The sequence below is a fragment of the Candidatus Flexifilum breve genome (assembly GCF_016713355.1).
This window is the reverse complement of record NZ_JADJPI010000004.1, coordinates 473358-487995: the sequence shown is the minus strand read 5'-3', so window position 1 is coordinate 487995 and position 14638 is coordinate 473358. Positions and strand designations below refer to the sequence as shown.

The 14638-nt window shown below is 59.2% G+C and carries 12 protein-coding genes and 2 pseudogenes; 11 read left to right on the top strand and 3 right to left on the bottom strand.

Going from position 1 to position 14638, the window contains the following annotated elements:
- The first annotated feature begins 78 nt into the window (after positions 1 to 78).
- The 9 genes from IPK17_RS02965 (at position 79) to IPK17_RS02925 (ending at position 7901) form a co-directional block, all read left to right on the top strand.
- The gene (locus IPK17_RS02965) at positions 79 to 1410 is read left to right on the top strand and encodes a cyclic 2,3-diphosphoglycerate synthase (RefSeq protein ID WP_343416175.1); all 1332 of its coding nucleotides are present in this window, start codon (positions 79 to 81) and stop codon (positions 1408 to 1410) included.
- The gene (locus IPK17_RS02960) at positions 1407 to 1901 is read left to right on the top strand and encodes a hypothetical protein (RefSeq protein ID WP_343416174.1); all 495 of its coding nucleotides are present in this window, start codon (positions 1407 to 1409) and stop codon (positions 1899 to 1901) included. The genes IPK17_RS02965 and IPK17_RS02960 overlap by 4 nt, the downstream gene beginning before the upstream one ends.
- 115 nt (positions 1902 to 2016) lie before the next feature.
- Complete coding sequence (locus tag IPK17_RS02955) at positions 2017 to 2823, top strand: glutaminyl-peptide cyclotransferase (protein WP_343416173.1); 807 nt, start codon at positions 2017 to 2019, stop codon at positions 2821 to 2823.
- A 263-nt stretch (positions 2824 to 3086) separates the two neighbouring features.
- Positions 3087 to 3335, top strand: coding sequence for a 4Fe-4S dicluster domain-containing protein (locus IPK17_RS02950; RefSeq protein WP_343416172.1), 249 nt, complete (start codon positions 3087 to 3089; stop codon positions 3333 to 3335).
- On the top strand, positions 3332 to 4408 hold the full coding sequence (gene vorB, locus IPK17_RS02945; RefSeq protein WP_343416171.1) for a 3-methyl-2-oxobutanoate dehydrogenase subunit VorB: 1077 nt from the start codon (positions 3332 to 3334) through the stop codon (positions 4406 to 4408). The genes IPK17_RS02950 and vorB overlap by 4 nt, the downstream gene beginning before the upstream one ends.
- A 4-nt stretch (positions 4409 to 4412) precedes the next feature.
- On the top strand, positions 4413 to 5183 hold the full coding sequence (locus tag IPK17_RS02940; protein WP_502748328.1) for a thiamine pyrophosphate-dependent enzyme: 771 nt from the start codon (positions 4413 to 4415) through the stop codon (positions 5181 to 5183).
- Between the two features lie 2 nt (positions 5184 to 5185).
- The gene (locus IPK17_RS02935) at positions 5186 to 5746 is read left to right on the top strand and encodes a 2-oxoacid:ferredoxin oxidoreductase subunit gamma family protein (protein ID WP_343416170.1); all 561 of its coding nucleotides are present in this window, start codon (positions 5186 to 5188) and stop codon (positions 5744 to 5746) included.
- Positions 5740 to 6972: an aminotransferase-like domain-containing protein gene (locus IPK17_RS02930; protein ID WP_343416169.1), complete on the top strand. Its 1233-nt coding sequence runs from the start codon at positions 5740 to 5742 to the stop codon at positions 6970 to 6972. The genes IPK17_RS02935 and IPK17_RS02930 overlap by 7 nt, the downstream gene beginning before the upstream one ends.
- Positions 6973 to 7181: 209 nt before the next feature.
- Entirely contained in the window at positions 7182 to 7901 is a 720-nt protein-coding gene (locus IPK17_RS02925) for an SIMPL domain-containing protein (RefSeq protein WP_343416168.1), read from the top strand.
- Between the two features lie 58 nt (positions 7902 to 7959).
- Here the strand turns inward: IPK17_RS02925 and IPK17_RS02920 are convergent, their stop codons facing one another.
- Positions 7960 to 9702 (bottom strand): glycoside hydrolase family 2 protein, encoded by a 1743-nt coding sequence (locus tag IPK17_RS02920; RefSeq protein ID WP_343416167.1) that lies wholly within the window; start codon positions 9700 to 9702, stop codon positions 7960 to 7962.
- Between the two features lie 266 nt (positions 9703 to 9968).
- Between IPK17_RS02920 and IPK17_RS02915 the strand changes: the two are divergent.
- Positions 9969 to 10881 (top strand): annotated as a pseudogene (locus tag IPK17_RS02915) (ROK family protein).
- A 58-nt stretch (positions 10882 to 10939) separates the two neighbouring features.
- Here the strand turns inward: IPK17_RS02915 and glgX are convergent.
- A pseudogene (gene glgX / locus IPK17_RS02905) lies at positions 10940 to 13054 on the bottom strand (glycogen debranching protein GlgX).
- A 236-nt stretch (positions 13055 to 13290) separates the two neighbouring features.
- Between glgX and IPK17_RS02900 the strand changes: the two are divergent.
- Positions 13291 to 13617, top strand: a complete 327-nt coding sequence (locus IPK17_RS02900; protein WP_343416165.1) for a hypothetical protein — start codon at positions 13291 to 13293, stop codon at positions 13615 to 13617.
- 85 nt (positions 13618 to 13702) lie between these two features.
- Here IPK17_RS02900 and IPK17_RS02895 read toward each other — a convergent pair whose 3' ends face one another.
- The gene (locus IPK17_RS02895) at positions 13703 to 14557 is read right to left on the bottom strand and encodes an alpha/beta fold hydrolase (protein WP_343416164.1); all 855 of its coding nucleotides are present in this window, start codon (positions 14555 to 14557) and stop codon (positions 13703 to 13705) included.
- Positions 14558 to 14638: the final 81 nt, after the last annotated feature.

Genomic DNA, 14638 nt, shown 5'->3' with positions numbered 1-14638 from the left:
GACACCCGTGCTGCTGGGCGTTATGCTGATTGTAAACTATAGCTGGCGTGTCTCGGCACGAATGCAGGAGTTTTTAGAATGTCCCGAACTAGAGTTTTGATTATGGGCGCGGCAGGGCGCGACTTTCATAACTTCAACGTCTATTTTCGCAATAACGCCTCCTACGAAGTAGTCGCTTTCACGGCTACTCAAATCCCGGGAATCGGCGGGCGGGTGTACCCGGCATCGCTGGCTGGGAATCTCTACCCGCAGGGGATTCCGATTTACGACGAGGCTGAACTCTCAGACCTCATCCAGCGGTATACGGTCGATCAGGTTGTATTTGCCTACAGCGATGTGAAACACGAATTCGTCATGCACAAAGCGTCGCAGGTGATGGCGGCGGGCGCGGATTTCCGCTTGATGGGGCTGCATACCACCCAGTTACGCAGTCATCGTCCGGTCATTTCGATTGGCGCGGTGCGCACCGGCTGTGGCAAGAGCCAGACAGCGCGCAAGGTTGTGTCACTGCTGCAGCAGCAAGGGCTCCGGGTGGTTGCCGTGCGTCATCCCATGCCTTACGGCGATCTCAGTGTGCAGGCGGTGCAGCGTTTCGCCTCGTATGCTGACCTGGATCTGCACGAGTGCACCATCGAAGAACGCGAGGAATACGAGCCGTATATCGAACGCGGCGCAGTGATTTTCGCGGGCGCGGACTACGAAGCGATCTTGCGTCGGGCTGAACAGGAAGCCGATGTGATCGTATGGGACGGAGGCAACAACGACACCCCGTTCTTCGCCTCGTCGCTCCATATCGTCGTCGTCGACCCGCACCGACCCGGCCACGAGACCAGCTATCACCCCGGCGAAACGAATGTCCGCATGGCAAATATCGTCATCATCAACAAGGTCGATACAGCCAACTATGCTGATGTGCTGCGCGTCCGCGAACAGATCGAAGAGGTGAACCCGGCGGCATTGATCATCGAAGCAGCCTCGCCGATTTTTGTGGATGATCCGCTGGAGATTCGTGGAAAGCGCGTGCTGGTCATCGAAGATGGCCCGACGCTCACCCACGGCGAAATGACTTTCGGCGCGGGTGTGATCGCGGCGAAACGCTTTGGCGCGTCCGAGATTGTCGATCCGCGACCCTTTGCGGTCGGGTCAATTCAGACGACTTACGCCAAGTATCCGACGACGGGCGCAGTACTCCCGGCAATGGGCTACGGCGCACAGCAAATTGCCGATCTGGAAGCGACCATCAACGCCGCGGATGCTGATCTCGTGATCGCCGCGACGCCCGTTGACCTGACGCGGGTGCTCAAATCCCGACTGCCCATGAAGCGCGTCCGCTACGAACTGCAAGAAATTGGTACGCCGACGCTGGACGAAATTCTGGCCGAAGAGTTTGTGAGAGGGGTAGCCCTATGACCGGCAAAACCGTCACCCACGAGGAAATTCTCGAATCATTCAATCGGACGGTCGCCGACGCGGCGGCCTACCTGTGCTGTGTGGATGAGAAGCTGACCGACGGTCATCAATCGGCGCATGGTGTGCTGGCGCAGATGGTTTACTGGCATGAACAGTATGTCCACATTCTGAAGGCGATCATTGCCGGGCAGCCGCCAGAACTGCAAGCGGGTACGTTTGATGTGCTCAATATGATCGGGCGGCAGAAATATGCCCGTGAAGCGCTGCCCATGTTGGCGCACCAACTGACCACGCTGCACCATGAATTTGACACGCTGCTGCGCACGATCACCGACTGGTCGCTCAATTTCCCGGTCAAACAGGACAGTGGTTACTGCAGCATCGCTGAACGCATCCGCCTGATTGACGCGCACATCTTTAATCGCGTCGCACTGCTCAAACGCGCGGAAGCGGGGCACGCCAAGATCAAAACACACATCACCGAAGAATAGCGGTTAGTCTCGTGCCGAAACGCTGTTCAGCCCCTCTTTCGCTGAAGAGGGGCTGGTCAGGTAAGGTTGATCTGTCTCCGCCGCGCTATAATGAGACGCGTTCAGGAGAGAGAACTTGAAAAGTACGCGCTTCTTCATCATCCCGGCTTTGATCCTCATCGTCGCACTGCGAGTCAGCGCGGCGTCAGTCCTGCCCGCGCAGCTTCCGCCCGGCGTTGAGCCGCTCGTCCCCGAAGTGATCGCCACCTATCCGCATGACCCGAATGCCTTCACACAGGGGCTGCTCATCGACGATGGCGTGTTCTATGAAAGCACTGGACGCCGCGGCCAGTCGACCGTGCGTGAAGTCGCCATCGAAACGGGCGAAGTGCTGCGCTCGCGCGATGTGCCGCCGTATTTCGCCGAAGGTCTGACGCTGGTCGATGACCGCTTGATCCAATTGACGTGGAAAGACGGCATTGCGCTCATCTATGACCGCGAAACCTTTGCTTATGAAGGCGCCTATTTCTACCTCGGGGAAGGGTGGGGGCTGTGCTATGACGGCATGTCGATCTATCACAGCGACGGTTCGCAGTACATCACTCGCCGCGACCCGGTCACCTTTGAAGCGCTGGATCGCATCGAAGTAACGTACGGCGGGCAGCCCGTCAACCAGTTGAACGAACTGGAATGCGTTGACAATGACATCTACGCGAACGTGTGGCAGACCGATTTTATCGTGCGCATCGACAAGGCGACGGGCGCGATCAACGGGTTGATCGATGCCTCGCAGCTCCTCACACCAGAACAGCGCCCGGCTGATGGCAATGGCGTGCTCAACGGCATCGCCTATGATGCCGAAAACGCTGTGTTCTATGTGACGGGTAAGCTCTGGGATCGCATGTTTGAAGTGCGGTTTGTGCCGTTCGTGCCCGCCAACTGATCGAGTGCTCGGCGGGGTGCTAGATTCTGGAATAAACTGGGGCGAGTCGCGACTCGCCCTTAATATTGTTCTGTGAAAAATGGTGCAATCTGAATGAAATTGCGGTATTTCGTGGAAATGCTTAAAAATATTCCTGAGTTTTTCTAATTCCCTGAACGAAAGTGACATATGGATAACCGGGGCATGATGTTTATCGCTCCTGATTAACCGCGCATCGGACTAGGATAAAGGTAGAGGTTAAGCTCGCTCGACAGGAGGTTATCTTGAGCAGAGGCAGCATCATCCTCGACCAGAGTCGGTGTAAAGGCTGCGCGTTATGTACGGCATTTTGTCCGCAAGACGTGCTGGCCATCGACCGAGAGGCGTTGAACGGCGCAGGCTATCATCCCGCCGCCCTCGTCGACCCGCTCGAAAAGTGCACGGGCTGCGCGGTGTGCGCGCTCGTATGCCCCGAAGTTTGCATCACCGTGTATCGAGCGCCAGTTATGGCCCGAGAGGCGCGTGTAAAATGACCAAAGAATTGTTGAAGGGTAATATTGCTATCGCGGAAGCCGCCGTCCGGGCGGGCTTAACGGCTTATTTCGGTTATCCCATTACTCCCCAAACTGAACTGCTCGAATATCTATCCAAACGCCTGCCCGAACTCGGGCGCGTATTTTTGCAGGCCGAAAGCGAAGTCGCGGCCATCAACATGGTGTATGGCGCGGCATGCACGGGCGTGCGCAGCATGTCGTCATCGTCCAGCCCCGGTTTCAGTCTGATGCAAGAGGGCATGTCCTACATCGCCTCGGCGGAAGTGCCCGCGGTGCTGGTCGACGTGATGCGCGGCGGTCCCGGCCTCGGCAACATCCAGCCGTCCCAAGCTGACTATTTTCAGGTGACGCGCTCGGCGGGACACGGCGACTATCATTCCATCGTGCTCGCCCCGGCCTCTGTGCAGGAAGCGATTGATTTCACCACACTGGCATTTGACCTCGCGGATGAGTACCGGCATCTCGTCGTGATCGCCGCTGATGGGCAGATCGGTCAGATGATGGAAGCGGCGGAACTGCCGCCCATGCGCGCACTGACCGCTGACCGGCCCGCCTATGCGCTGACCGGGGCGAAAGATCGCCCGCGCCGGACGGTCGTCCCGTTCCATATGCAACCGGAAGATCAGGAAGCGTTTAATATCCGCATTCAGGAAAAACTAGAAGTCATCCGGCACAAGGAACAGCGCTCGACCGAATACGCGACCGACGACGCGCTGCTGCTGGTGATCGGTTATGGCACGGCAGGACGCATCGCCTATTCGGCGGTCGAACAAGCACGGAGTGAAGGGATGCGCGTTGGATTGTTCCGGCCACAAACGCTCTACCCGTTCCCTGAAGATCGTTTGTGCGAACTCGCCGATCAGGTCGAAGGCTGCCTTGTTGTCGAAATGAACGCCGGGCAAATGCTCGACGATGTGAAACTGGCCATTGAAGGCCAGATCCCCGTTGAATTCTACGGGCGCATGGGCGGCATGGTCCCCATGCCGGATGAGATTTACGGCCGCATCAAGCAGGTGTATGAGCGGCTGTTCGCCCGCGTGCAGACCTGGTGAGGCGATGATGATCCAACAAATTCCCGTATATACCCATCCCCACGCGCTGTTCGAAACGCGCACGAGCTACTGCCCCGGCTGTACGCATGGAATTGCGCATCGCTTGCTCGCCGAAGCGATTGACGAACTCGGCGTCAACGACCGGACGATCTTCGTCGCTCCGGTTGGCTGCTCGGTTTTCTCCTACCAGTTCTTTGATCTCGATAGCTGCGTGGCGGCGCACGGACGCGCTCCGGCAATGGCGACCGGGATCAAGCGGGTGCAGCCCGACAAAGTCGTCGTGACCTATCAGGGTGACGGCGATCTCGTCTCGATCGGTTCGGCGGAAATCATGCATGCGGCGGGGCGCGGCGAGAACATCACCGTGGTGTTCGTCAATAATGCGATCTACGGCATGACGGGCGGGCAGATGGCTCCGACCACGCTCCCCGGCCAGCGCACGACCTCCTCACCCCTCGGGCGCGATGTGCAGCGTACGGGCTTCACCGTCCGTATGAGCGAAATGCTAGCTACGCTCGATGGCGCGGCCTACATCGTGCGGCGCTCATTGCACGATCCCGCGAACATCCGCAAAGCCAAGAAAGCGATCAAAACGGCGCTTCAGGTACAGATGAACAGCCTCGGCTTCAGCATGGTTGAACTGCTCTCGAGCTGCCCGACCAACTGGGATATGACCCCGGTCGATGCGCTCAAGTGGATTGAAACCGAAATGCTGCCTGCTTACCCGCTCGGCGACTACAAGGTCGCGGACGCGGTGAAGGCGATGGAGGCTTGACTATGCAGCATGATTATGTGTTTGCCGGGTTCGGCGGTCAGGGCGTCATGTTCGCAGGGCAGCTCCTCGCGTATGCCGCCATGGATGAAGGCCTGCAGGTGACGTGGATTCCGTCGTATGGGCCGGAAATGCGCGGCGGCACGGCGAACTGCTCGGTCGTCATCAGCGACCGCTTGATCGGTTCACCCGCGGTGTCGCGTCCGCAGCACGCCATTGTCTTCAACAATCCGTCGTTCGATAAGTACGTTGACCGCATTGCAGTGGGTGGGCTGCTGCTGATCAACAGCTCGCTCGTCACCAAGCAAGCCATCCGCGAAGACATCACGACTCTTTACGTCCCGGCGACCGACCTCGCGGATCAGGTTGGCGATCTCAAGCTGGCCAACATGGTGCTGATGGGTGCGCTCATCACCGCCAGCCCGGTGTTGACGCTCGACGCGGTCAAGCGCGCGCTCGATGTCCATTCATCGAAGCGCGACAAGCTGCCGCTCAACCTCAAAGCGTTGGACGCGGGCGCGCAAGCGGTCGTCGCGGCGCACCGGGAAGGCTGTTTAGCATGGTGAACTGGGAACGGAAATGCGCGGAGCGGACGCACCTCATGGCGCGTTCGACCATTCGCGAAATCCTCAAGCTGACGCAGCGCCCGGATATCATTTCGTTCGCGGGTGGTCTGCCTGCGCCGGAACTGTTTCCGGTCGAGCGCGTCAAAGAAGCGGCAGATCGCGTCCTCACCGAGCACGGCGCGGAAGCGCTGCAATACGGCGCGAGCGAAGGGGTGCGCGACCTGCGCGACCTGATCGCCGAGCGGATGTCGCGGGGCGGCGTCAACGTCACGCGTGACGACATCCTCATCGTGAGCGGCGCGCAGCAGGGCATCGACCTGATCGGCAAGGTACTGCTCGAAGATGGCGATGGGCTGGCCGTCGAAGACCCGACCTATATGGGCATGCTGCAGGCGTGGCGTCCCTACAACCTGTGCTACTACACCGTCCCGACCGATCACGACGGTCTTGATCTTGATGTGCTGCGCCGCATCCTGCGCGAAAACCCTAAGCTCATTTACCTCGTGCCGAATTTTCAGAATCCGCAGGGCGTCACGCTCTCAGCGGAGCGGCGGCGCGCGCTGATCGAACTGCTGGACGAGTTCGACGGGATTGTCGTGGAAGACAATCCCTACGGCGAGCTGCGCTACAGTGGCGAACACATCCCGAGTCTCTACGAGTTGGACGCGGAGTACAGCGGCAAGACGACCTTTGATGGCCACGTGATCTATCTCGGTACCTTCTCCAAGATTCTCGCGCCCGGGGTGCGCGTTGGCTGGATCGCCGCGCCGCCCGCCATTATGGAACGCTTGGTGCAGGCGAAACAGGCGAGCGACCTGCACACCAGCACGCTCACGCAGATGCTGGTAGCCGAAGTCGCCCGCGACGGGTTCCTCGATGAGCATGTTGAATGTCTGCGCGACGTGTACGAAGCGCGGCGTGACCTGATGCTCGAAGCGATGGAAACCTACTTCCCGAAAGAAGTTCGCTGGGCGAAACCGGATGGCGGGCTGTTCCTCATGGCCTATGCGCCGGAATACGTCGACATGACCGACATGTTCAAGGTGGCGCTGGAACACAAGGTCGCGTATGTCCCCGGCGCAGATTTCTTTGTCGGTGGCACAGCGGCGGGCGGGCACACCTTCCGCCTGAATTTTTCGAACGCGCGCCCCGCCATGATCGATGAGGGCATTAAGCGCCTCGGCGCGATGCTGCATGAGGTGGTCGCCTTCCAACCGACTCATTGAGATGATCCTCCCGCTCTGTGCCGCAGGTGGCCGCGCGGGTTAAAAAGTGCTTCTTGGAACTAGATGAGGACTGGTAACGTGCCAGCCCTCTTTTTTTGTGTGTCTCATGAGTATTGGTAATGCGGCTTGAAATTTATGCTACAGTGATGGAACTTTCGCCGCAGTTTCATCGTCTTAGTCTGTGTAACTTGGTTCTAAGGAGTATGAACATGCTGAAACGAATGCTTCTCGCAGCCCTGACGCTGGCTCTGTTGCTGGTTGGGGTAGGCGCGACTTCCGCGCAGGAAGTGTTCCCGCAGAACACGATCACCGTGGTTGGGTTTGGCACGGCCTATGGTGAGCCGGATGTCGCTTACGTGGAATTAGGCGTCGAACTGGTGGAAGAAGATCTGTCGCAGGCCTTCAACGCGACCGCTGAGAACATGAATGCGATCATCGCGGCGCTGGAAGAACTGGGCATTGCGCGCGCCGATATGCAGACGACCGGCGTCAACATCTACCCGGAAGATCGCTACGATCAGAGCGGGATGATGGCGTCGCGCGTGTACCGTGTGCGCAACACCGTGCGCGTCACCGTGCGCGACATCAGCACGATTGATCAGGTGATCAGCGCGGGCGTGGAAGCGGGCGCGAACACTATCTACAACCTGAGCTATGGCATTGACGACCCGACCGAACTGGAAAATGACGCCCGCGTCGATGCGGTCGAAGATGCGCGCCTGCGGGCGCAGCGGCTGGCGGATGCGCTCGGCTTGACGGTCGGCGATCCGGTCATCGTCAGCGAAGTGCTGAACAACAGCTTCCCATATCCGTATGGGCGCGGCGGCGGGGGCGAGATGATGGAAATGGCGGCGCAGCCCGTGCTCCCCGGCCAGTTGAGCGTCAGCTTACAGGTGCAGATCACGTTTGCGCTCGTCGCGGCGAGCTAACAACCCCTTAGGCAAGGTCGGGACAGGGCACTCCCTGTCCCGCTACCTGCAATTCCCCTCAAGGAACCGTTTCAACCTGCCCGTGATTAATGGCGCGAATCAGCTCAATGTCGATTTTCGGGCGGCGGTCATAGGTCAGCAAGCCGTTGATCTCCTGCTCCACGTCGCAGAACTGCGTATAGCAGTAGCCATTGATCACCGGGAGTGATAACACGAGATCCATGACTTCGCGATAGCAGCGCGAGAATTCGGCGGCGTCCTCCGCGGACGAGTAGCCCCATCCATCCCAATCGCTCTGTTTGAAGGCGATGCCGCCAAACTCGGACAAGATGATCGGTTCACCGCGATAAGTATAGCCGGGGAGGTGGATGCGGCGGTTGGCAGGTTTGCTGGAAACCGCCCGCGTCGGGGTCTGGTAGCGCTGGGCGATGTCCTCATTGGCGGTATAGTCATGGATGGTGCACAGGTCGCTGACGGTGTGCTCCCAGCCATCATTGGAGACGACCAACCGCGACGGGTCGAGCGAGCGAGTGAGGTAGACGAGCGCGTTGGCGTGATTGGGCTGGCGCTTGTCAGTGACCAAGCGCGGCACGCCCCAACTTTCGTTGAGCGGCACCCAGACTACAATCGACGGGTGGTTATAGTCGCGGTCAATCGCTTCCTGCCATTCGGCGGTAATACGCTGAATCGCTGTGTCGCCGAAGGTGTGACAGTTCGCCATTTCGCCCCACACCAGCAAGCCAAGCTGATCCGCCCAGTACAGATAGCGTGGATCTTCGACCTTTTGATGCTTGCGCGCGCCGTTGAAGCCCATCGCCTTGGTGAGTTCGATGTCCTGCCGGAGCGCCTCATCGTTCGGTGCGGCGAGCAGACTTTCGGGGAAATAACCCTGATCCAGCACCAGCTTCTGGTAATAGGGCTGGTTGTTGAGCAGGAAGTGCCCGCCTTCTGTCGAGACTTTGCGCATGCCGAAATAGCTCTCGACTTCATCGAGCACGCGGTCACCGTCCTTGAGGCGGAAGGTGATGTCATATAGGTTGGGCTGTTCGGGACTCCACAGGTGGAGTTCGGGCAGCGTGAATATGCACGCGGCGCGGTACGGCACGGTTTGCACCCACAGTGTTTCGCGTGTCAGCACTCGACCCTGATAGCGAATGTCGATTTCGAGTTCCTGACCAATTTCGGCGTGGGCAACGCTGTATTCCAGCTTGAGCGCCAGATCGTCGATGTTCGGGGTCATGTGCACGCGCTCAAGGTAGGCCGAGGCGACGGGTTCGAGCCACACCGTTTGCCAGATGCCAGTAGTGCGCGTGTAGAAGATGCTCTCCGACTGCTCTTTCCAGAACTGTTTGCCGCGCGGTTGTTCGAGATCGGTCGAGCGATCTTCGACGCGCACGACGAGATAATTGACGCCGGGCAGCGCGTTGATCTCGGCTGAGAAGGGCGTGTGACCGCCTTCGTGCTCGGTGACAAATTCGCCATTGAGCCACACAGTTGCGCGGTAGTCGACCGCGCCGAAATGCAGCCGCACCCGCTGGTTTTCCCAGCCTTGGGGAAGCTCAAACGCGCGGCGATACCAGACCACATCATGAAAAGTCGGGTCGTTGATGCCGCTTAGCTCGCTCTGGAACGGAAACGGCACAGTGATCTGCTGGGTGAAGGCGCGGTTGGAAACATACCAAGCTTCTTTGAGGCCGAGATCGCGGTCGTCGTAGTCAAATTCCCACGATCCATTCAGGTTCAGCCATTCACGGCGAACGAACTGCGGGCGGGGGTACTCCGGGCGGGGTAAGGTCGTCATTTCATCTCTCGCATGACCTAAGCGGCGTGTCTGCGGTGCGGGGTGGGAGTGCCGACTGCAAATAAGAACGTGGCCTGATCATACATAACTAGGTGCGCATGGAAACGTAAGATTTGCCCTACGCTTACCCGATGATTGCCAACTCTCGACGGGCGCGGTGATGTTGGCCTTCGTCCGCGAACACGCTAATGTAGAGCGGCGAATGGGAGGCTGGTCGGCGTTCGCGTCGATAGCGGGCGCGGATTTGCAGCGTATGAGGATCGAATGTGCTGAAAACAATTCTTGGTTTTGATATCGGCGGCAGCAAGATCGGCGTGGTGGAAGGCGACTGGCGGGGGACGATTTATCAACATGAGAGCGTGAACAACGGCGCGGATGTCCCATTTGAGCTTGCCTTTACGCGGATGACCGATCTCGCCGCGCAGGTGATCGCGCGCTCGCAGTACCAGCCGAGCGCGATCAGTGTGTCGATTGGCGGGCCATTGCAGATTGAGCAGGGCGTTATTCTCGCGCCGCCGAATCTGCCCTTGTGGGATCGAGTTCCGCTCAAGACGCAGTTAGCCGAGCGCTTCGGGCTGCCCGTCTATGTGGAACATGACGGCAACGCCGGGGCGCTGGCGGAATGGCGCTTTGGCGCTGGCAAAGACGTGGGGGCGCAGAACCTGATTTTCCTCACGATGGGGACAGGACTCGGCGCCGGCTTGATCCTCAATGGTCGCATTTATCGCGGCTCGAACGATCTCGCCGGGGAAGTCGGGCATATCAAAATTGCCGATCACGGTTTGAAAGCCTACGGCAAAAGTTGGATCGTGGGAAGCGGTGTGCAGCGGCGCGGGTCTGGTCAACTTAGCGGGTGCCCGCTGGCCGGGGCGCTGGATGACGCCGCGGGAGGTGATCAGCGCGGCGCTGAGCGGCGATGCCGACGCGCGGGTGCTGGTTGAAGAAGTGGGCGTGTGGTTGGGGCGGGGGATCGCCGTGCTGGTCGATGTGCTCAACCCGCAGCTCGTGATCGTGGGTACGCTCGGCGCGGTGCTCGGCGATCTGCTGCTTGAACCCGCGCGGCGCGTTGTGCGCGAAGAGGCGCTGCCACTCGCGGCGCAGGTGTGTCACATCGTCCCGGCGCAGTTGGGTGACCGCCTGGGACAGGTCGCTGCGCTGATGGCAGCGATTGAGGCGTAACGAACGTTCAAGACGAGAGGGGCGCACGACCATGCGCCCCTACAAGTCATCTATGCTGTTACTTCCCGATCAGCACCACGACCGAGCGCGATTTGAGCATGAGCTTATCCTTCTGCGGAATGGGCTTTTCCTGCCCAGGATCAGCAATGTCATCAGGCGACGGCGCGGCGGTGTCAACGGCGATGTGCCACTCCCGCTCAAACGGCAGCTTCGGCAGCTCAAATGCCTGATCTTCCCAGTGCATGTTCATCAGGACGATGATATCGGCATCGTGCGCAAGTCCGCCTTTAGCATAAGCGCCGCCGAGGAAGAAGGCGATGGTCAGGCGTTCGTCCGGCTTGCCCGTCTCGAACTTTTCGGTGCTGAACCACGCCATATCCGGCACACCGACCTCGTTGTAGTCCGTGAAGCGCGGGTGATAACTGTCGCGCAGCACAGGGTGCGCTTTACGAAACTCGATCATTCGCTGGCAGAAGCGGAAGATGTCGGAATTGCGCTCTTTCGCCGTGTAGTCCAGCCAGTTGAGCTCGTTGTCCTGACAGTACGTGTTGTTGTTGCCCTTTTGGGAACGGGCGACTTCATCGCCCATCAGGAACATGGGATGCCGCGGCTGACCATCAGCAGCGTGAAGGCGTTCTTCATCTGGCGGCGGCGCAGGTCGAGGATAGCGGGATCATCAGTGTCACCTTCCACCCCGCAGTTCCAGCTGTTGTTGTCGCTAAAGCCATCCTGATTGTCTTCGAGGTTCGCCTCGTTGTGCTTGTCATTGTAAGCGACGAGATCGGCCAGCGTGAAGCCGTCATGGGCCGTGACGAAGTTGATCGAGGCCAAGGCGCCGCGATCCGGGTAGAGGTCGGGCGAGCCCATCAGCCGCTGAATCATCTCTTCGACCTGACCCGCATCCCCCTTGAGATACTTGCGCACACAGTCGCGGTACTTACCATTCCATTCCGACCAGCGCCCATACGACGGGAACGCGCCGACGTGATACAGCCCGCCCGCATCCCACGGTTCGGCGATCAGTTTGGTTTTACCGAGAATCGGATCATGCGCGAGGATTTTGAGCAGCGGCGGGTCGTTGAGTGGCGCGCCGTTTTCGTCGCGGGCGAGGATCGACGCGAGGTCAAACCGGAAGCCGTCGACATGGTACTCGGTTACCCAGTGGCGTAAGCTGTCGGTGATGAACTGAATCACGACCGGGTGATTGCAGTTGAAGGTATTGCCCGTGCCGCTGAAGTTGTAATAATAGCCTTCCGGTGTGAGCATGTAGTAGGTCTGATTGTCGATGCCGCGGAAGGAGATCGTCGGGCCGTTCTCGTTGCCTTCGCCAGTGTGGTTATAGACCACGTCGAGGATAACCTCGATGCCGTTCTGGTGCAGCGCCTTGACCAATGCCTTGAGTTCGTCAATTTCGCCGCCCGCGTCGGCTGCGGCGAAACCGGCTTTCGGCGCGAAGAAGCCGACGGTGCTGTAGCCCCAGTAGTTCACCAGCAGCTCACCCGTGTCCGGGTTTTCGCGCCAGTGCTCCCACTCGTCAAAGTCGAAGATGGGCATGAGTTCCACGCAGTTGACGCCCAGCTCTTTCAGGTAGCCGATCTTCTCGATCACTCCGGCATACGTGCCGGGATGTGGCACATTCGCGGACGGATGTGCCGTGAAACTGCGCACATGCATCTCGTAGATGATCAGGTCTTCGAGCGGTGTATGCAGCGGTGTGTCGCCCTCCCAGTCGAAATTCGACTGTACGATGCGCGCACGACGTGGGGCGGGCGGAGTCCTGCTGTGGATGGCCGCCGCGCCACGCATCCCGCCCGCTGATCGATTTGGCATAGGGGTCGAGCAGAATTTTCGAGTTATCAAAGCGCTGGCCGTGCTCCGGGTCGTTGGGGCCGTTCATGCGCAAGCCATACTCAATGCTGGCCGGGTCCACATCGTAGACCTGCAGCGTGAAGGCATTGCCCACTCGATATTCGGGCGGGAAGGAGAGTTCAGCGAAAGGTTCGTCGTCGCCCCGGTGAAACAGGACGAGCGTCGCGCTCTCCGCGTGGTTGGAATAAACCGAGAAATTGATGCCGTTGGTGATCGGCGTCGCGCCATAGGGTAAAGGAAAACCCGCTCCGGTGGACAACTGCATGCTCGTCTGCGGGTCGTGGGTGTTGACTGCATTTACCATCGTTCATCCTTGATATAACGATTGTTATAAATGACAGTGCCAGTATACGGCGCTTTTATGATAGTCGCATGAGTACCGGTTGAAGCTCCGCCTTTCGACCCAGATCAACATATGCCATTGGCGTACGCGCAATTTCCACCGGAGGTCGTCTACCACTGGATTGAAAATGCCCCTATGCTTATATGTAATCGTATTTCGCTCGCCAATGGTGGGCGGTGAACCGGAGATTTTTGAAAATGACTCATCTTGAACCCGAAGAAAAGGACTCCGCCAATATTCATCGCCACTGGGATAGCCGTTCCGAACGCTATACCGGGGGAGACGCACTCGTGACCGCACTCGACGATGGGTGGCTGATTCGCGGGGTGGTTTTCCGCCAGGAACACTGGTTAGCGGGGGTACGCCGGGTGACGGTGTACCACGTCGAGCTCGTGCGCGATGGGCAGCGCCGCAAAATGCTGGTGCTGCAGAACCCCTACGTCAATAAACTGCTGTACGGCATGGAATCGCAGGTCGTGCTCATCAACCAGCGCAAAGAGACCGCTTTCCACCCGTATTCGTAAATAGCATCGGTCGTGAGTCAGTCAGGACGAGGCATGCCTCGTCCTTTTGATTCTTCGTGCCTCTCGCTGATGTCGCCTACATCCGCTACGCTGCTTGGGCGAGCCGCCCGGTCGCGAACTCCGCGATCAATTGGCTGAGTAGATTGGGCTGCTCAAGCTGAATCATATGCCCCGCAGGTACCAGCATGACCTCCGCGTGGGGCAGCAGGTCGGTGACGCGCGCCGCTTGCTTCACCGGAAAGGTCGCGTCCTGTTCCCCCCACACCACTTTCACGGGCATCGTCAGGCTCGCAAGCTCTTGCCGCTCGAAGAGCCGCGACTGGCCGTTGATATCCACCCCTTGTCGCAAAATCGTCAAATGCCGCAGCCGCGCTTCCGGTCCGCACAGGCGCTCATAGGTGAGCCGGACGAGGTGCTCGACGCCTGCCGTTGTGGTGGGGCAGTTCAGCGTGCTGAAGATCGTGGCGTGGGTCGGCTTGAACAGCATTTCGCCGATGACGGGCAGCGTGAGCACGCGGCTGACCACGTCGATTTCGCGGCCAAACCCCGGCGGGCACAAAGCCATCACCCCGCGAAAACTCTCCGGATAGCGGGCGGCACAGCGTAGGACGAGACCTCCGCCCATCGAATGACCGATCAGCAGGGGCTGATCAAGGTTCAGGGTAGTCACGAACTCATGCAGCAGGTCAACGGCGTTGGTGAACTGTAGATGTTCGCGCGCGGGGGCGGCTGACTCGCCGAATCCGGGCAAGTCAAGGGCAATCACGCGGAAGGAGCGGACCAGGTTAGGGAACACCCATGCCCAGTACTCGCGACAGCCGCCCAAGCCATGCACGAGCACCAACGGCGGGCCGCTGCCTTCGTCCCAATAAGTGACTTGATAGTTCTTGACGGTAATGGAATGACGCCGATAGCCGAAATAAGGGACACACTGCCGCATGATCCAGTCTCCGCCTCAACGCTTCTCTATGTCAGTATAGTACGTTTCTGATCCCTTGACAGTCGCACGGAGATGAGATTA